Annotated in this window: 10 protein-coding genes; 5 read left to right on the top strand and 5 right to left on the bottom strand. The window is 67.6% G+C overall.

From position 1 onward, the window contains the following. The first annotated feature begins 514 nt into the window (after positions 1 to 514). The gene (locus ACJH5R_RS18240; protein ID WP_406756736.1) at positions 515 to 5,092 is read left to right on the top strand and encodes a PE family protein; all 4,578 of its coding nucleotides are present in this window, start codon (positions 515 to 517) and stop codon (positions 5,090 to 5,092) included. Positions 5,093 to 5,297: 205 nt separating this feature from the next. Here ACJH5R_RS18240 and ACJH5R_RS18245 read toward each other — a convergent pair whose 3' ends face one another. Genes ACJH5R_RS18245 through ACJH5R_RS18265 form a run of 5 tightly spaced genes read right to left on the bottom strand, consistent with a single transcriptional unit; the run spans position 5,298 to position 10,362 of the window. Then, positions 5,298 to 6,128 carry an ABC transporter permease gene (locus ACJH5R_RS18245; protein WP_024443606.1) on the bottom strand — a complete coding sequence of 277 codons (831 nt, stop codon included), beginning with the start codon at positions 6,126 to 6,128 and terminating at the stop codon, positions 5,298 to 5,300. Then, a complete protein-coding gene (locus ACJH5R_RS18250; protein WP_406756737.1) occupies positions 6,125 to 7,045 on the bottom strand; it encodes a glycosyltransferase in 921 nt (306 codons plus the stop codon). The genes ACJH5R_RS18245 and ACJH5R_RS18250 overlap by 4 nt, the downstream gene beginning before the upstream one ends. Further along, on the bottom strand, positions 7,042 to 7,851 hold the full coding sequence (locus ACJH5R_RS18255) for an ABC transporter ATP-binding protein (protein ID WP_406756738.1): 810 nt from the start codon (positions 7,849 to 7,851) through the stop codon (positions 7,042 to 7,044). The genes ACJH5R_RS18250 and ACJH5R_RS18255 overlap by 4 nt, the downstream gene beginning before the upstream one ends. A gap of 19 nt (positions 7,852 to 7,870) precedes the next feature. Then, positions 7,871 to 8,452: a bacterial proteasome activator family protein gene (locus ACJH5R_RS18260; protein ID WP_406756739.1), complete on the bottom strand. Its 582-nt coding sequence runs from the start codon at positions 8,450 to 8,452 to the stop codon at positions 7,871 to 7,873. After that, the gene (locus ACJH5R_RS18265; protein ID WP_406756913.1) at positions 8,428 to 10,362 is read right to left on the bottom strand and encodes a DUF6541 family protein; all 1,935 of its coding nucleotides are present in this window, start codon (positions 10,360 to 10,362) and stop codon (positions 8,428 to 8,430) included. Before ACJH5R_RS18265 ends, ACJH5R_RS18260 begins: the two co-directional genes overlap by 25 nt. A gap of 124 nt (positions 10,363 to 10,486) precedes the next feature. Between ACJH5R_RS18265 and ACJH5R_RS18270 the strand changes: the two genes are divergently transcribed. The 4 genes from ACJH5R_RS18270 (at position 10,487) to ACJH5R_RS18285 (ending at position 18,857) form a co-directional block, all read left to right on the top strand. Further along, positions 10,487 to 11,683, top strand: coding sequence for a cysteine desulfurase-like protein (locus ACJH5R_RS18270; RefSeq protein ID WP_406782533.1), 1,197 nt, complete (start codon positions 10,487 to 10,489; stop codon positions 11,681 to 11,683). A 108-nt stretch (positions 11,684 to 11,791) separates the two neighbouring features. Further along, the gene (locus tag ACJH5R_RS18275) at positions 11,792 to 13,672 is read left to right on the top strand and encodes a fatty acyl-AMP ligase (RefSeq protein WP_406782534.1); all 1,881 of its coding nucleotides are present in this window, start codon (positions 11,792 to 11,794) and stop codon (positions 13,670 to 13,672) included. Between the two features lie 432 nt (positions 13,673 to 14,104). After that, on the top strand, positions 14,105 to 16,408 hold the full coding sequence (locus tag ACJH5R_RS18280) for a hypothetical protein (protein ID WP_406756742.1): 2,304 nt from the start codon (positions 14,105 to 14,107) through the stop codon (positions 16,406 to 16,408). A 40-nt stretch (positions 16,409 to 16,448) separates the two neighbouring features. Then, the gene (locus tag ACJH5R_RS18285; protein ID WP_406756743.1) at positions 16,449 to 18,857 is read left to right on the top strand and encodes a hypothetical protein; all 2,409 of its coding nucleotides are present in this window, start codon (positions 16,449 to 16,451) and stop codon (positions 18,855 to 18,857) included. Positions 18,858 to 19,082: the final 225 nt, after the last annotated feature.

The following is a 19,082-nucleotide window of genomic DNA, read 5'->3' on the forward strand; positions in this document are numbered from 1 at the left end:
TGAGGCGGACCAGTGCTAGTCGACGGTGCACCCACACGTCTCCTAACCGGCCCCCGTCGCGGTGTGAGTCGCCCCCGGTGGACATCTGAGCCGCCGATAGCCGCGGTGGTTCCGGGCTCTCAGTCTCGTGGATCACCCGGTTCTGCCGGTCTAGCTACTACCCGAACTTGGTGCGCGGGCGCGCGAGTCGTGCCTTAGCCCATGGTCGGAAGGGTTCTGCTTGCAAACAAGCATCCTTGTTGAGACTTTGCTAGCAACCCATGCAAAACCACAGTATTCGGTTCGATGTGGGCTGGAAACTCTGGTTATAACTCTCCTTATAATTGCACCAAAGTCCTCTCGATAAGACAGCTTTCTATGTATATCGCCAGGTAGGACAGTCTTAGGAGTTCCACAAAGCTGTCATTCGACGAAATTGGTTGCCGAATTCGAAACGGGTCTGTTACCTTAACGCGAGCTAAGCAATTTACGTCCGTGTCAACCGCCAAGAGCTCAACTGCCTGGGGAGAATCTCATGTCACACCGCTCTGCTACCAAGACCGCAAAAAGCCGAGTCAGCCGCGCTGTGGGGGCCACCAGCGCAGTGGGAGCGTTCCTGGCTTTCGGCATGACGCCGCTGACGGCGGCGCCGGCCAGTGCCGATGGACTCGACGGTCTATTCGACGACTTGTTCAGCTGGATCGAGCCGCCGGCGGCGGACACGTCCGGGCTTGAATGGCTTGGATTCGACGCGTTAAGCGGCGACTGGGCCGGCGCGGCGGCGGGCACCGACCCGCTGCAGGCCCTCAACGAGCTGGTGGCCAACTCGATCAACATGATCATCTATCAGCCGCTGTATGACATCGGTCAGCTCTTGATCGGCAGCGGCCTGCACCTCGACGGTGTATTCGGCAACGGCGACAACGCCTATGTGGACTTCAACGCCGATGGCGACCTCGTGTATCACGCAGCGAGCGCCGGTGGATTCCTGTTCGGTGACGGCGGTGCCGGTGGGTTCGTCGACGCCGACGGCGACGTGCTGAGCGCGAATGGCGCGGTCCTGCTCGACGCCGAGGGCAACGAGGTCACGCTGGCCGACATCGAGAACGGCACCTACAACTTCGCCGCCGGTTCGACGTTCGACCTCGACGGCGGCAATGCCGGCATGCTCGGCAACGGCGGCGACGGTGGCAGCGGCATCGGTCTGGGCCTGGTCGGCGGCAGCGGTGGAGCCGGCGGCTCGCTGATGGGCAACGGCGGCGACGGGGGCGCCGGTGCGTTCGGCATCGACGGCATCGGCGCGGCCGGCACCGACGGCCTGGTCGGTGGGCTCGGCGGCGCCGGCGGCTTCTTCTTCGGTAACGGCGGCAACGGTGGTACCGGCGGGAACGGCGGTAACGGCGCCGCCGGGACCAACGGCAACGTGGGCGCGGACGGTCTGAGCCCGGTCGGCGGCACCGGGGCCAACGGGCCCGACGGCGGTAACGGCGGCGACGGCACCGATGGCTTTGCCGGCGGTAACGGTGCCATCGGCGGCAACGGCGGCGCTGCCGGCCTGTTCGGCACCTCCGGAGCCGGCGGAAACGGTGGCCTCGGCGGCAACGGCGGTGTCGGCGGTAACGGTGGCAACGGCGGCGCCGGTGGCAACGGTGATGTGAACAACGGGCCCGAGGTCATTCCCGCGGCGCTCATTCCCGCCAGTGACCCGGGCGGCAACGGTGGCGCGGGCGGTACCGGCGGCAACGCCGGCTCCGGTGGCGCCGCGGGTGCCGGTGGCGCCGGCGGTAATGGTGGCGGCGGTGGCTTCTTCGGTGTGCACCCCGCGGGTGCCGCGGGCAACGGCGGCGCCGGTGGCGTCGGCGGTGGTTCCGGGCTGGCCGGCAATGGTGGCGCAGGTGGAAACGGTGGCGCCGGTGGTGGGACCGCGCCGGAAATTGTCACCGAGGCTGCCGGCGATGAACTTGTCGGCGGCGGTGCCGGTGGCGCTGGCGGTGCCGGCGGCAACCTCGGTGCGGTCGGCGCCGGCGGTGCGGGCGGCGCGGCCGGCACCAGCACAGGAGGCTTCGGCGGCACGCCGGGCACCGCAGGTGCGGACGGCGCCGACGGCGCACTGCCGGACACGGTGTCGGGCAACGGCGGTGACGGCGGTGCCGGTGGCGCCGGTATCGGTGGCACGGGCGTATCCGGCGGTGCCGGTGGCGCGGGTGGCAACGGTGGCAGCCATGGCAATGGCGGTAACGGCGGGGTCGGCGGTAACGGCGACCAGGGCGCGGCCGGTTTCGACAGCCAAGATGTGGGCACCGCCGGCGGCGACGGCTCCGTCGGCGGTAACGGCGGCGCTGGCGGCGTCGGCGGTAACGGCGGCTCGGTCTCGGGCAATGGCGGTAACGGTGGCGCCGGTGGTATCGGCGGCACGGGTGGCGGCGGCGGACGCGGCGCGGATTCGAATGACCCGACTGTGGCAGCAGGTGCCGGTGGCAACGCGGGTAACGGTGGCAACGGGGGCGTCGGCGGCAACGGTGGCTCGGCGACCAACGGCAACGGCGGTAACGGCGGCAACAGCGGCAAGGGCGGTAACGGCGGCGTCGGCGGTGAAGGCGGCAATGGCGCCAACGGTGCGAGCGTGAGCCCCTCGGCTGTCCCCAGCGCCCCCAACGAGGGCGCCGCGGGTGCCGGTGGCAACGGCGGCAACGGCGGAGCTGCGGGCGCCACGGCCGGAACCGGTGGCCAAGGCGGCGGTGACGGCCACACCGACGGCACCGATGGCAACCTCGGCCAACTCGGTAACGGTGGCGATGGTGGCGCCGGTGGAATCGGTGGCAACGCCGCTACCGACGCCGAGGGCAGCTTCCTCGGCAACGGGCTGAGCCCGGCCCACGAGGATGCGACGGGCGTGGGTGGCTCCGGCGGCAAGGGTGGCACCGGCGGTACCGGCTACCAGGCCGGCAACGGTGGCTCCGGTGGCACCGGTGGCCAGGGCGTCTACGGCGGCACCGGTGGCCAAGGTGGCACCGGTGGCGCGGTGACGAGCACCGCTGATGGCGGCAACAACACCGGCGGCAACGGTGGTGCCGGTGGTGCCGGTGGCGACGGTTCCGGTCACGGCGGCTACGGCGGCGACGGCGGCGCGGGTGCCAACGCGACCGGTGACCAGACCGCCGGCAATGGCGGCACCGGCGGTAACGGCGGCAACACCACCGGCGAGGGCAACACCGGGGAGAACGGGACGCTGGCCGGCGGGCACGGCGGCAACGGCGGCGCCGGTGGCACCTCCGAGGACGGCCAAGCCGGCAACGGCGGTATCGGCGGTGACGGCGGCACCGGCGCACCCGTGGTCGGCGACCTGCCCAATGTGGGATTGAGCACGGGCGGCTCCGGCGGAACCGGTGGTGCCGGTGGCGCCGCCAGCGGGGCCGGCAACGGCGGTAACGGTGGCAACGGTGGCAACGGCAACACCGGCGGCTTCACCGGTGGTCACGGTGGTGCCGGCGGCAACGGCGGCACCTCCGGCACCGGCACAGCCGGTAACGGTGGCGCCGGTGGCGCGGGCGCCAACGGCGCCGGCATCGGCGACGGCGCGACCGGCGGCAACGGTGGTAACGGCGGTAGCGGCGGGGTCGCCGACGGCCAGACCGCGGGCCAGGGCGGTGGCGGCGGCGGTGGCGGCGGTGGCGCCGTCGTCGCAGGAGTCGACGGCGGCACCGTCACCAACAGCACCGCAACCGGCGGCAATGGCGGCAACGGCGGGGCGGGCAGCACCACCGGCGTCGGCGGCAATGGTGGTGCCGGTGGGCTCGGAGCGGTCATCGCCAGCGGGGCGGGCAGCACCATCGATGACGGCCACATCGCCGGCGGAAACGGCGGCGACGGCGGCGCGAACGGTGTCAACGGCGAGAACGGTGCCGACAACACCCTGGAGGCCCTCGGCGGCGGCACGATCAGCAACGTCACGGTGACCAACGGGCAGGACTCCGATGGCTTCCTCGGCGGCTCTGCCACAGTGTCGGCGACCAACGGTGGCAGCATCACCGACAGCACGGTGACCGGTGGCGCCGCCAGCGCGACCGCCAACGGCGGCGAAGCCGGGCTGAACGCTGACGGGGCGGGCAGCTCGATCACCGGCAGCCACGCGACCGGCGGCAACGGCGGTGGGACCGACGGCAGTGCCGGCGCCGCGGGCGGCGTGGGCGGCAGTGCCGTCATCAACGCCACCGACGGCGCGGCCATCAGCGACACCAACGTCAACGGTGGTGCCGGTGGCGGCGGCGTCGACGGAGGCCAGGGCGGTAACGGCGGATTCGGTCAAGCCGACGCCACCGGTGCTGGCAGCACCATCACCGGGTCTGCTGCCGGCGGTACGGGCGGCGCCGGCGTCAACGGCACCGGTGGTGACGGTGGTAGCGGTCAGCTGATGGTCGACGGTGCCGGCGGCAGCATCGGCGGTGGCGGCAACGACGCGATCGCTCAGGGCGGCAACGGCGGAACCGGAACCGACGGCGGCGTCGGCGGCAACGGCTCCTGGGGCGAGCTGGAGTCCGGCGAGGTCGGCTACGCCGCCACCGGCGGAAACTCCTTCGGCACCTCAACCGGCGGTGACGGCGGTAACGCAACCGGCGCGGGCAGCGTTGGCGGTAACGGCGGCAGCTCGGACATTCAGAGCTCCAAGACCACCGATGGCGGCACGCTGGGCGGTCCGGGCGGAACGGCCAGCGGCACCGCGACCGGCGGTAACGGCGGGGACGCCACCACCGACGAGGCTGGCAACGGTGGCACCGGCGGTGACGGCGGAAAGGCCAGCATCGCCACGGGCGGTAACCCGGACAACGTCGCGAACGGAACCTCGTCCGGCGGCAAGGGCGGCGACGGCCTTGACGGCGGTACCGGCGGCAAGGCCGGGTCGAGCCGGCTCGACGCGTTTGGCACCGGCGTCGGGAACCTGCCATCCATGGCCACCAACGGCACCGCCACCGGCGGCAACGGCGGTAGCGGTACCGGGTCCGGCGCTACCGGCGGCAACGGGACCGACGGCAACATCGTCAACCAGGGCGGAATGCAGACCGACGGACAGACCGCAACCGGCAACAACGGGGCGAACGACCCGGCCACTCCGTAGCTGCAGACGAAAAGGCCCCGGCTCTGGCCGCCTCTGGCGGCCCAGGGTCGGGGCCTTTCCGTTTACCGCGGTGGAATCTGTTGACCCGGCTTACTTCGAGTCCCACGATGCGGCGCCGCGCCGCCGCGATCACCTACGCAACATCCGGCAACACCCGCATGCTCATCACTAGGTGCACAAGTGGCGAGTGTGGCGCGATGATGCGCTACACCCAGTACGCGACCCGTGCCCGGTACTGGCGCAGCACCAGTGCGGCCACCGACCAGCCGACGACGGTCAGCACCAACACCACCGCCCAGTGCCGCAGCGGCTGATGCGCCCCCAGCAGCGGCAGTCGTACCAGGTCCAGGTAATGCATCAGCGGGTTGAACTCCACCACCGCCGTCCACCTAGACGCCCCCTGAGCGCGCAGGGTGTCGTAGTTCCAGATGATCGGCGTCATCAAGAACAGCAGCTGCACCACCGAGAACAACAGCGGGGCGATGTCGCGGTAGCGGGTGGCCAGAATTCCGAAGCACAGCGATACCCACACGCAGTTCAGTGCGATCAGCAGCAGTGCCGGGATCACCGAAAGGTCTGCCCATGACCAGGGTTTCGGGAAGATCAGCGCGATAGGTATGTAGATGACGATGTTGTGCGCGAACAGGATCATCTGTCGCCACACCAGCCGGTATACGTGCACACTCAACGGTGTCGGCAACTGCTTGATCAGCCCCTCGTTGGCGACGAACACATCGGCGCCCTCGAGGATGGCCGCGTTCAACAGGTTCCACACGATCAGCCCGAGCGTCACGTACGGCAGGTGCACCGACAGGTCCAGGTGAAACAGCTTGGAGTACAGCCCGCCCATCGCCACCGCGGTGGTGGCGGTGCCGATGGTGATCCAGAACGGACCCAGCACACTGCGCCGGTAACGCTGCTTGATGTCCTGCCATCCCAGGTGCAGCCACAGCTCGCGGCGGCCGAACCCGTCCACCAGATCGGCCCGCGCCCGCGCGAAACTCTTGGACTCCGCGGCCACATCGGTGAAACTCATTGCTGCCCCTCGGGTTTGGCGAACTGCTCTCGACGTCCCAGCCGGCGCAGCCGGACCCATTCGATCAGGCCGGCCGGGTCGCGGCGTGACACCAGGAAGAACCAGCCGAACCGCAGCCACTCCTGAACCAGCAGCCGCCGCAGCCCGGGCTGGGCCATCAGGTAGCCGCGGTTGCGGTAGGTGAAATACCGCTTCGTCGCGTTGTCCGGGTACTGGGTGTGCATCCGGCCGCGCAGGATCGGCTTGAACTCCTCCGACCCGCACGGGTGCAGGTACGCCGCGGTCAGGCACGTCCCGAATGGCAGGCCGGAGCGCACCAGCCGCCGGTGTACCTCTACCTCGTCGCCGCGGATGAACAGCCGCAGATCCGGCACCCCCACCGCGTCGAGCGCGTCGGCGGTGAACAGCGCCCCGTTGAACAGCGACGCGATCCCCGGAAGCAGATCCTCACCCACTGCGCCACTGCGCAATTCGCGCACCTCGCGACGCCACACCAGCCCGCGCCGCAGCGGGAAGGCGAGCCGGGACGGGTCGTCGATGTTGCACACCATCGGTGATACCTCGGCCAGCTGATGCTTGGCGGCGCAGTCCAGCAGTGCCGCCAGCACGCCGGCATCCGCCGGACGACCGTCGTCGTCGGCCAGCCACACCCAGTCCGCGCCGGCGGCCAGGGCGTGCAGGATCCCCAGTGCGAAACCGCCTGCGCCGCCGAGGTTTCGCCGCGAACCAAGGTAGGTAGAGGTCACCGGTTGCCCCGCTACCAGCTCGCGCACCGTGGCGTCTCCAGAAGAGAAGTCGTTGTCGACCACGATCACGTGGTCGGGTGTCCGGGTCTGGCCGGTCAGCGCCTTCAGCGATTCGGCCAGCTGCTGCGGGCGCCGGTGGGTGACGACGACAGCGTAGACAGTGTCGGTCACGCCTGATCCCTGGCCTGCGTCTCGGCAAGCACCTCGCGCACGTGCCGGGCCGCATCCGGGCCTTCGTAGGCGCCCACCACCTCCTCGATCCCTCCGGTCATCCGGATGGTGCCGTGGTCTATCCACATCGCGGTCTTGCACAGTCGGGCCAAGAATTCGTTGGAGTGGCTGGCGAACACCAGGATTCCGGATCGCTCCACCAGCTTCTGGAGCCGGGTCTGGGCCTTCTTCAAGAACTCGGCGTCCACGGCGCCGATACCCTCGTCGAGCAACAGGATCTCCGGGTCGATGCTGGTGACCACGCCCATCGCCAACCGCACCCGCATACCGGTGGAGTAGGTGCGCAGCGGCATCGCCAGATAGTCGCCCAGCTCGGTGAATTCGGCGATCTCGTCGACCTTGGCGGCCATCTGCTTGCGGGTCTGGCCGAGGAACAGTCCGCGGATGATGATGTTCTCGTAGCCGGAGATCTCCGGGTCCATGCCCACGCCCAGATCGAACACCGGCGCCACCCGCCCGACTACCGTTGCCGACCCGCGCGTCGGCTCGTAGATCCCCGAAAGCAGCCGCAGCAGTGTGGATTTGCCCGCACCGTTGTGCCCGACCAAGCCGACCCGGTCGCCCAACGACAGCGACATGGTGATGTCGCGCAGCGCCTCGACCACCACCACGTTGGAGTTGTTGCGCCCGATCGCCCCGCCGGCCTTGCCGAGGAACGCTTTCTTCAGCGACCGTGCCTTGGCGTCGAAAATGGGGAACTCGACCCAGGCGTCGCGGGTTTCGATACGAGGATCGTTGGCAGCCATGGCAATTCCGCTTGCAGGCTTACAGATACTGGCCGGAGCCGGTGTGGCCCTGGGCGTGACCGCCGCCGGCGGCGCCGAGGGGCAGCGCACCGTGGCGCATCTGCTCCAGCTGCGCGCGAGCAGCCATCTGCTGGGCGAACAGTGCGGTCTGGATGCCGTGGAACAGGCCCTCGAGCCAGCCCACCAGCTGGGCTTGGGCGATTCGCAGCTCGGCATCTGACGGTGTGACGTCCTCGCGCAGCGGCAGGGTCAGCCGGTCCAGCTCCTCGCGCAGCTCCGGGGCCAGGCCGTCCTCGAGTTCGCGAATGCTGGCGGAGTGGATCTCGCGCAGCCGTGCCCGGCTCGCGTCATCGAGCGGTGCGGCGCGCACCTCCTCGAGCAGTTGCTTGATCATGGTGCCGATGCGCATCACCTTGGCGGGCTGCTCGATCAGGTCGGTCAGCGACGCCTCGTCATCATTGGCGGTGTCAGTGGAGCTGTTGAGTCCGGCCGCCAGCAGCCGCGGGTCGGCACCGCTGATGATCTCGACGCCATCTGCGCTGTCCATGTCGTCTGCGCCGCTGCTGCCGCTGGTGCTCACCGTGCTCCGCCTCCCTGCCATTCGTAGATGCTGGCCCCGCCATTGTCGTAGATCTTGGCCCACGACCGCGATTTCTCCAGTGACACTAGCCCGTCGGGCAGGGTGAACCCGCGGACCGTCGGGCTGCTGATCAGCACGTAGCGGATATTGAGGTCGTGCACGGCGGCCGCTACCCGCGGATCGGTGTCTGCGTCGTCGGCGTAGGCCCAGAAGACGAACCGTTCCGGGCCCGGGCCCTGCTGCTGAGGATAGTCATAGTGCGTCCACAGCGGGTGCAGGTCGGCGACCGCGTACATCCAGGCGCTGCCGTCGACGTTGGCGTTACCGATCACGGTGTCGTGGGCCCCGGGCAGGTCGGCCAGGAAGGCGTACGCCTGCAGGTCGCGGGAGTCGACCATCACCGAGTCGTACTTGTCGCCGAACAAGAACGCGTGCCGCGGCAGGTAGTGCCAGGCCAACCCGACCGTCGTCGCCACCAGCAGCAGGCCGGTCAGCACCGGCCGCGCCCGCGCGCCCACCGGTTTGGAAATCAGCCCGGCCAGCGCCGCCAGGCCCACTCCGGCCATCGGGACCAACAGCAGCGTCATCGCCGCCATGATCCGGCGCGGGTCGCTGTAGAACAGGTCGGTGAAGGTGCCCACCACTTTGCCCACCGGGCCGCCGAGCGGAGCCGAGGACTGCACCACTCCCACCACCAGCACCGCCCATAGCGCCAACGGCCACCACACCTTGCGGGCCACCAACACCGCTGCACCCGCCGCGGCCAGAGCCACCAGCGCGTATTGGATCGGAAAGTCGTTGAGGTGGCGGGTGTGCATCAGCAGTGCGTCCCGCAAACCCGATTTGCGGCCCTCGTGGGTCAGGAACGCGTGCCCGGCGATGATCTCGGCCTGCTTGCGCACACTGAGCAGTTGCGGCAACAGCAGCAGCCCGGTCGGGATCAGGACCCCGGCCAGGGCCAGGGTGTCACGCCGCTTCCCGCGCAGCGGATTCCACAGCGTGCCATCGCAGGGACTGAGCCACCAGGCCGCCACCAGCAAGACCGTGACCACGCCCCCGGTCAGGTGTACCGAGAACGCGCCCAACAGCGCCAGCACCGCCACGCACATCCGGTCCCGCAGGGTGCGCACCGCGGTGATCAGTGCGAACGCCGGCGCCACCAGTCCGTAGGCCACCAGATTGGGCATGGCGGCGGTGCCGAACTCGACGTAGGGCAGCGCGGTGAAGGACGCCGACAGCGCGGCAGCGGTGCCCGCGGACACCGCCGTCACGGCCGTGCTCGTCACTCGCTGCAGCAGATTCCAGGTGAGCAGCGCGGCGCTGACCGGGAACAGCCACACCGAGGCGGCCAGGCCGGCCAGGGTGTAGCCGGTGGTGGGTGCGGCGCCGGTCAGTTGGCACAGCACCGCGGTCAGCGCGTGGAATGCCGACGGGTAATACAGCGAGGCGTGGGTTTCGACGTTGCGCAGCTCGCCCATGTGGGTCGGTGAGGCCTGGCCGGTGTCGAGGATGAAGCGGACGGTGTTGGCGTGCCACACCGCGTCCCAGGTGCTGGGAATGCTCTGCCAGTCCGGTATTCCCCGCACCGCTGCCCAGCCGATCAGCAATACGCCCAGCAGCGTTCCGGCGGCCACCGTGACTATTGGCCACAACGCCGGCGAGGGAGCCGCCACATGGATGCCGGGACGGCGCTCCAGCAAAGTTCGCATTCCCCGCGACAGGCCGGCCACCGCGGCGCCGACTACCACCAGTGCGGCCGCTGCAGTGGTTGCGTTCCAAGGGATTCCGACGGCGCCGAAAGGGACGATGGCCAGGCCTACGACTCCGTAGGTAAGTGCCGGGCCTAGCGCTACGGCTAATGGCCAGTTCAGCCCGGCGCCGGCCGCTACGAGCGCGCCCGGTCCTACCAGTAGCAAAAGCGCGGCGACCATTCCGAAGCCAAGAAGCACTGCACTAGTATGTCTGCCAAGGTGGCCTGGCTCCGTATTGCGGGGGAGCTATCTCGTTATCCGAGACGTTCACCGATCGATCTTGAGAAGTTTTAAGGTGGCTGGCATGGCCTATGACGTCGCTCGCGTGCGTGGATTGCACCCGACGCTCGGTGACGGATGGGTTCATTTCGATTCGCCCTCGGGCATGTTGATTCCGGACTCGGTGGCCACCACCGTGTCGACCGCCTTCCGGGGGTCGTTGGCGAAGGCGGCCGGCCCGCACCCGGCGGCCCGGCGCAGTGCTGCGGTGTTGGTCGCGGCCCGCCAGGCGGTGGCCGATCTGGTGGGCGCCGATCCCGCCGCGGTGGTGCTGGGTCCTGATCGCGCCGTGTTGTTGAGCGCGTTGGCCGATGCCGCATCGTCGCGGGTGAGCCTGGGCTACGAGACCGTGGTCACCCGTCTCGACGACGAGGCCAACATCGCCCCCTGGGTGCGAGCCGCCAACCGCTATGGCGCCAAGCTCAAATGGGCCGAGGTCGACATCGAGACCGGGGAGCTGCCCAGCTGGCAGTGGGAGAACCTGATCACCCCGTCCACCCGGCTGGTGGCACTGACCTCGGGGTCGGGGGTGCTGGGCACCGTCACCGATCTTCGGCCGGTCACCAAGCTGGTCCACGATGTGGGCGGCGTGGCGGTCGTCGACCACTCGGCCACGGCGCCGTACCAACTGCTCGACATCAACGAGGTCGACGCAGACGTGGTGGCCGTCAACGCGGCCTCCTGGGGCGGGCCGCCGGTGGGTGCGTTGGTCTTTCGCGACCCGGCGCTGATCGACACCTTCGGGTCGGTGTCGTTGGACCCGCACGCCGTGGGCCCGGCCCGACTGGAAGTCGGTCTGCACCAGTTCGGTCTGCTGGCCGGGCTGGTGGCCAGTGTCGAGTACCTGGCTTCGCTGGACGAGTCGGCCCGGGGCAGCCGGCGCGAGCGGCTGGCGGTATCGATGCAGTCCGCCGCGGCGTATCTGAACCGGCTGTTCGAGTACCTGTTGAGCTCGTTGCGGTCGCTGCCGCTGGTGATGCTGATCGGCCAGCCCGAGGCGCGCATCCCGGTGGTCAGCTTCGCAGTACAGAAGGTGCCGGCCGAGCGAGTGGTGCAGCGCCTGGCCGACAACGGTGTACTGGCGATCGCCAATGCCGGATCCCGGGTGCTGGATGCGATCGGGGTCAATGACATCGGGGGAGCGGTCACCATCGGGCTGGGCCACTACTCGACGATGGCCGAAGTGGACCAGCTGGTTCGGGCGCTGGCGTCGCTGGGCTGACGTACGCCGCAGCTGGTATCACGCGTTTCCTCATTCGTGGCCGGCCGTTGGCACGCAAGCTACGCTGTGGGCCGTTACCGCGAAGCACCCCTGAAGGTTGATCAGAAGATGGCAGAACTGACGAGTTCCTTGGCTCCCTTGGAGTTGGACACCCTTGTCGAGCTGATGCAGCAGCAGGCTGCACGTTTTCAGGACACGCCCGCCTTCATCTTCTGCCCCGAAGGCGACATCGAAGAGGACCGAATCACCTACCGCGAACTGGACCGGCGCGCCCGCTCGATCGCGACGACCCTGCAGCGCCAGGGCGCCGCCGGTGAGCGCGTGCTGGTGCTCTGCCGCCCCGGGGTAGACAGCATCGTCGGACTGTTCGGCTGTTTTTACGCGGGCGCCGTCGCCGTCCCGGTCGACGAACACTGGCCGATCCGGCGGATCGAAACCGTCGTCCCCGAAGCGGATGCGCGCTTCGCGCTGGCGACGGCCAAAACCCAGGCCAAGATGAAGTCTGCGGTCGATGGTCTCAGTGCTGGGCCGAAGCTGACCTGGTTGGCCATGGATGAGGTCTCCGACGACGGGTCGGCCTGGGAACGGCAGAACATCGGTGCGGACAGCCTCGCCATGATCCAGTACACGTCGGGGTCCACCGGGGTGCCGAAGGGTTGCGTGCTGACCCACCGGAATTATCTGAGCAACCTCGAGGTCATGCGGTGGGCCTTGAACCCAGCCGACGACGCACCAGTGATGAACAGCCCGATCAGCGGGGTGTCCTGGCTGCCGCAGTACCACGATATGGGCTTCGTCGGGGGCATCTTGGGCACCATCTACGGTGGCCGCACCACGGTGCTGATGTCGCCGAGCGCCTTCCTGATGCGCCCGATCCGCTGGTTGCAGGCGATTTCGCGCTACCAGGCGACCATCACCGCCGCGCCGAACTTCGCCTACGAGGCCTGCGTCAAACGCAGCACCCCAGAACAGATTGCCGCGCTTGATCTGTCGAGCCTGTCGATCGCCGTGATCGGCGCCGGGCCGATCAGCGCTGAGACGCTGCGGTCCTTCACCGAGGTGTTCGCGCCGGCCGGTTTCCGTCCCGAGGCCTTCATTCCCGCTTACGGGCTGGCCGAGGCAACGCTGGGCGTGACGGGCATGTCTGAGTCGCCGGTGCCCGTGGTCCGGCACATCGATCGGTCCGCGCTCAGTGAGGAACGGGTCGTCGAGGTGAAAGCCGACGCCGCCGGGGCGGTGCCCCTGGTGGGCTGTGGCGTCAAGCCGGAGACGCAGGAAGTCCTGATCGTCGATCCCGAGACCCGGCTACGCCGCGCCCCTGACGAAGTGGGCGAGATCTGGGTATCGGGGCCGAGCGTTGGTGTGGGCTACTGGGGCCGTCCCGAGGAGACCGAGCACGCGTTTGCGGCACACCTGGCCGACACGGGCGAGGGGCCCTACCTGCGCAGTGGCGACCTGGGGTTCTTCTCTGGCGGCGAGCTGTTCGTCACCGGCCGGTGCAAGGACTTGATGACGATCGGCGGGTACAGCCACTACCCCAATGACATCGAACTGACCGTGCAGGCATGCCACCCGGCGCTGATGCCCAGCCGGGGTGCGGTGTTCCAGTTGCCGACCGAACGCTACGCCCCGGAATACCTGGTGGTGGTGCAGGAGGTACATCACCACGAGGCCGCCGGCATCGATCCCCACGACCTGATCGAAGCGATCCGGGGGGCGGTCCGCGCCCACCACGGCATCGAGGCGCAGGCCGTCGTACTGCTCAAGCCGATGCGGATACCGACCACCACCAGCGGCAAGATTCAGCGCGGTGCGTGCCGCGACCAGTATGTCGCCGGTGAACTGACCGTGCTGGCGGAGTGGGCGCAGCCGCGGCCGGGCAAAGCCGCCCCGGGGCTCAAGGGTGCGCTGTTGGCCGGACTGGGCCGGATGGTCGCGTCGGCGTTGGCGCACGACCAGAGACCGCAGGACGGGCCGGACCGGGCCTGACTTCAAGGCCCGCTGGGACCGCCGCTGCTGCCCGGCTGACTTTAAGGCGCTGGCCCCGCAGGCCCAGGTTCGACTTCCCGGCGCCGGCTGCTTGTCCTGACGGTGGGGCGGAGTCCGCACCCGGGTGTCGAGTTTCCCGGTAGCCGCTCGGGCTCTGTCGGCGGCGCCATCCGCCGTCAAAACGTCCCTACCTCAGCGTCGCCACACCCGCAGAATAATCATTAACAAAACCCAAGAGTTGCGCTTGGGTTCAGGGTGCACACCTCGGTGACATGGGGATACGTCTTTCCTGCCTGATGGACATCTATCGCCTCACGTGCAATCAACCAGGGTTTTTACGACTGTTTTCCTTATAAAAATTACGGTTCGACAAAGCGGAAAACTCATGTAAGTTTAAGCAACGTCCGTAGTCAGTGTCCGTAGGAGAGCATGATGCAGCTCGCGCTTCGCCCGTACGTCACCCCCGGTGTCGCGATCGCGGGTGCCGCGTTGATCGCGGTCAACGGGGCCGTTCCCGCGGCGGTGCTGCGGCCTCAGGTTGAGCCTCGCCAGTCCTATGAGTTGGTCCAGCACCATCCTGTGAAGCTCACGGCCGATTTCTTCGGACCGTGGCAGGACCTGTTCAACAACACCGCCACCAACCTGGTGGCGATGGGATCCGACAACGGGTGGATCAACCTGCTCGAGCAGATCTTCAGCGACCCGAGCTCGCTGTCGCGGCTGCCGGAGGTCTTCGACTTCCTGACCAGCATCATGCCCTCGATCAGCGGCTCCGACCCGCTCATGGTTCTGCTCTCGCCGATCCTGACCATCGGCATGGGGATCATCGGCCCGCTGGTCACGGTCAACGACGCGATGCAGGACATCCTCAACGAGATCTTCAACCCCAACGACCCGCTGGACCCGTTCGCGGCCATCTTCACCGCGGTCCCGCGCCTCCTCGACGCGTGGTTGAACGGCACCAGCACCATCGATGTGGCCGGCATCAGCATCCCCGTCTTCAACGGCCTCCTGGTCCCGGGTCAGAACCTGATCATCGACCAGACGGCCGAGGAGCTGGCCAACAACCTCAACATCGGCAACCAGACCATCGCCAGCCTGCTCGACCAGACCGGCATCGGCACGATGCAGGTGGCCGGGATGTTGACCGGCCTGCTGGACAGCCTCGGCATGGGCGACGACACCCCGGTCGACGTCATCAACGCCCTCGGCCTGGGCAGCCTCGAGGTCTCCAGCGTGCTGAGCACCGTCTTCGACGCGGTGGGCATCGGCAACCCCACCATCGCCGAGCTCATGGACCAGCTGGGTATCGGCAACGTTCAGGTCGCCGACCTTGCGATCGACTTCACCCATGCCCTGGGCTTCGACAACCCGACGGTCGTCGACATCGCGGGCGACGTCGGCTTGGCCGACCTCAAGCTGGCCGACCTTGGCATGGACGTGCTCAACGCGCTGGGTATCGGAGACCCGACGGTCAACGAGCTCCTCGGTGACATCGGCGCCGGCGACCTGACGCTCAACGGCCTGCTCCAGACGGCGGTGGAAGCGCTGGGTCTGGGCGGTCAAACCCCGGCGGACCTGCTCGACGCCACCGGCCTCGGTGCCCAGACCACCCACGAGTTCATCACCTCGCTGCTCGGCGGGTTGGGCCTGGGCAACCAGACGATGATGGACCTGCTCAGCCAGGCCGGCCTTGCAGACGCGGACATGTCCCAGCTGATCGTCAGCATCCTCGGTCCCTCCGGCGACGCCACGGTGGCCGACATCATGGGTTACGCGGGCTTCGGCACTGTGACGGTCGGGGACATCACCGACCTGTTGGGCATCACCAACCTGTCGCTGGGCACGATTCTCGGCAACCTGTCCTACATCACCGGCAACCTGACGATCAACGACATGCTCGTCGCTACCGGCATGACCCCGCTGGACAAGGGCGGTGACGCCCTGCTGTCCGACTCGCTGGCCGGTACGACCATCGCCACCTTCCTGGGCGACCAGCTGAACGACCCGCTCATTTCGATGCTCGGCCCCACCGGCGAGATGACCCTCGCCGAGATGATCCAGACGAACTTCGCGATGACCCTGGGTCAGATGCTCGAACAGTCGGGCATGGCCGATCAGACCCTGACCGACCTGGTACTGGCCGGTATGCCCGACCAGCCGCTCTCGGAGCTGCTCGGCGTCATGGGCAGCACCACCCTGGCGGACCTGATCAACCAGCTGGTGCCCGCCGACCAGACCATCATCGACATGCTCAGCGCGTCCGGTCTGGGCGACCAGACCATGAGTGAACTGCTCACCCAGACCTTCGGTGACCAAACCGTCGCCAACGCACTGGACGATGGCGGACTGGGCAGCATGCACCTCGACGACATCATTCGTCAGGCGCTGGGACCGCAGACCCTCAACGACATGCTCAACGACTTCGGCCTCGGCGGCCAGTCGCTCAGCGACCTGTTCGACCAGTTCTTCGGCATCACCACCATCGCCGACCAGATGCTCGCCCTGGGCTTGGGCGATCAGACGCTCAACGAGCTGATCGATTCGCTGTTCGGGACCTCGACGGTCAGTGCACTGCTCGGCGACTTCGGCACCCAGACCGTCGACGAACTCCTGACCTCCATGGGCCTCGGCGATATGACCGTGATCAACGCGCAGATCAGCGAGTTCTGGGGCTCGATGTCCTACTGGCTTGACGGCCTAGGAGACCAGATCACGGCGGTGCTCGGTGGCTAAGCGACAGGAAAACTTCGGAACTTCCGTCCGGGAGGGCGTCATGCAGCAAACACTTCGTCCGTACGTCACCACCGGCCTGGCTGTTGTCGGGGTGGGCCTGGTCGCGGTTCCCCCCGTGGCCTCGAACCTGCCGCAGCTTTCCCATCAGCTCGCGATGGTCGAGCAGCGCGGCGTTGCGCTCACGTCGGGCTTCTTCTCGCCCTACACCGACCTGTTCGAGCACACCATCGCGAGCCTGCAGGCGCTGAACCAGAACTCAGTGGACATGTGGGGTCTGCTGCAGCACATCATCACGAACCCGCAAGAGGCCATCAACGGCATCCCGGATGTCATCAACATCTTCACCAACGCGATGCCCACCGTCGGCTTCCAGATGTTCCCGTTCCCCGCGGAGCTCGACCTGCAGCTACCGACGTGGGCGGCTTCCCTGCTCGCAGGCATTGGCCCATGGGTGACTATGGGCAACGCGTTCCAGCAGGTTATGGACGAAATCTTCGGCAACCTGTTCACCGACCCGATGAAGGCGTTCTCGGCGCTGATCGGTGCGCCGGCGACGCTGTTGGACGCCTTCCTCAACGGCAGCACCGGGGCCTCCTTCGGGGGCGCCTACTTCCCGTTGTTCAACGGCCTCTTGACCCCCGGACAGCCGATCGACGCCAACTTCAACATCGGTGATGTGGTCGATCTGTCCGGCATGGGTGACACCACCATCACCCAGCTGCTGTCGCAGGCCGGTATCGGCGATGTTCCCCTGGAAACGCTGATCATCGACATGCTCGACGGGCTCGGCTTTGGCCACATGACGCCGGTGGACCTGCTCAACGACATGGGCATCGGCACCCAGTCGCTCTCCGAGCTGCTGATCGGCGTCTTCAACGAGGCCGGCATCGGCAACCCCACCATCGCTGAGCTCTTGGAGAGCCTGGGTGGAATCGAGCCCGGCGACTCGGTCGCCAGCCTGCTGATCGCACTGCTCAACCAAACCGACATCGGCAACCCCAGCCTGTCGGAGCTCATCCTGAGCTTCGTCGGCGGTGACGACGCCACCGTCGGTGGCCTGATCAAGGATCTGCTCGGCGCTACGGGCAACGAATCCCTGGCCAGTCTGATCGACCCGACCTGGACCGTCGGCGGATTGCTGACCGATGCGCTGGGCGACCCCCCACTGACCGATTTCTTCGAGCAGATGGGCCTCGGCAACATCACCATCGGCGCGCTCGCCGGAATGCTGGGCGAGTACGGCGACCAGACGCTGGTCGACCTGCTCAACGAGGGCTTCCTCGGACCGGACATCAGCGGCAGCACCCCGCTGATGGAAATGATGCTCTCGATGTTCCCGCCCGGCGCCACCTTGGGCGACCTGATGGGCCCCTTCGGCAGCCAGACCCTCGGCGATCTGATGGAGATGATGCCGATTGGCGAGAACACCATGGGGTACGACCCCACCACTCCGGTGACCGACGTTGTGCTCGTGGACTTGATGTACACGCTCCCCAGCCCAGAGCCGGGTTACGCGAACCTGGCCGAGACGCCGTTGGGCGTGCTCGCCCCGGATCAGGCCGCCCTGCTCGAGAAGGCCGGCAACCCGACCCTCGGCGCGGTGATGGGCACCAACACCGTCGGCCAGGTTCTCGAGAACATGCACCTGTACGACGTCACCATTTTCCAAGGCCTTGACGCCATGGGCCTCGGGAACTACACGCTGGAGACGTTGTTCGACGGTCTGGGCAACATGACCGGCAATGTCACTCTGGAGCAGTTCTTGCTCGCCTGGGGCTTCGACCCGAGCCTGACGGAGCTCATGGAGAGCGCCGTCGCCGGACTGGGGCTGACCGACACCACGCTGCTGTCCCTGTTCGAGGACTGGGGCATGGGTAGCGTCAGTCTGTCCGGCCTGATCGACAGTCTCGGCCTGAACGACATGTACATCCAGGCGATTTTCAACAACCTCGGCCTGAACAACATCGACATCGACATGTTCATCGACCGCCTCGGGCTGAGCAGCATCTCGATCGCCGGCATTCTCAACGGCTTGGGCCTGAACGACCAGAGCCTCGACGAGTTCATCAACAGCCTGTTGGGCGGTGTCTCGATCGACAGCATCCTCAATGGCTTGGGGCTGGACGAGGTGCACTTGGACACGTTCATCACCGACCTGATGACCAGTGTGCTCGGCGATCCCACCCTGGGCACCTTCCTCGGCTGGATCGGCCTGGACACCTTCGACCTGGACACCATCGTCGCCAACCTCGGCCTCGGCGGTATCACGATCAACTCGCTGCTCACCGATCTCGGCTTCGGCAGCCTCGACATCAACGGCCTGATCGACGGGCTGGGGCTGTCCGACGTGGGCTTGCTGGGCATCAACGGCAATTTCTTCGGCGTGGCGTCGGAGTGGCTCAATGACATTCCGAATCAGATCGCCGCGGCGTTGGGCTTCTACGGCTGAGCCTGCTGAGCAAGCCGCCAAATCCAAACTTCATGACAGACAAAGCGAGCACAACTGTGGGCCACACAGATAGGAAAACCCAAATGGCAGTAGGACGTAACGCTTCGGGCAACGGTCATTCACGTCGGCGTGGCCGCCGTCTGCTGGGTGCCGGTAGTGCGGTTGGGGCGTTTTTGGCGTTTGGGTTGTCGCCGTTGTCTTCGGCGCCTGTTGCGCATGCTGATG

The organism is Mycobacterium sp. SMC-19, assembly GCF_045310815.1.
GTDB lineage: Bacteria > Actinomycetota > Actinomycetes > Mycobacteriales > Mycobacteriaceae > Mycobacterium.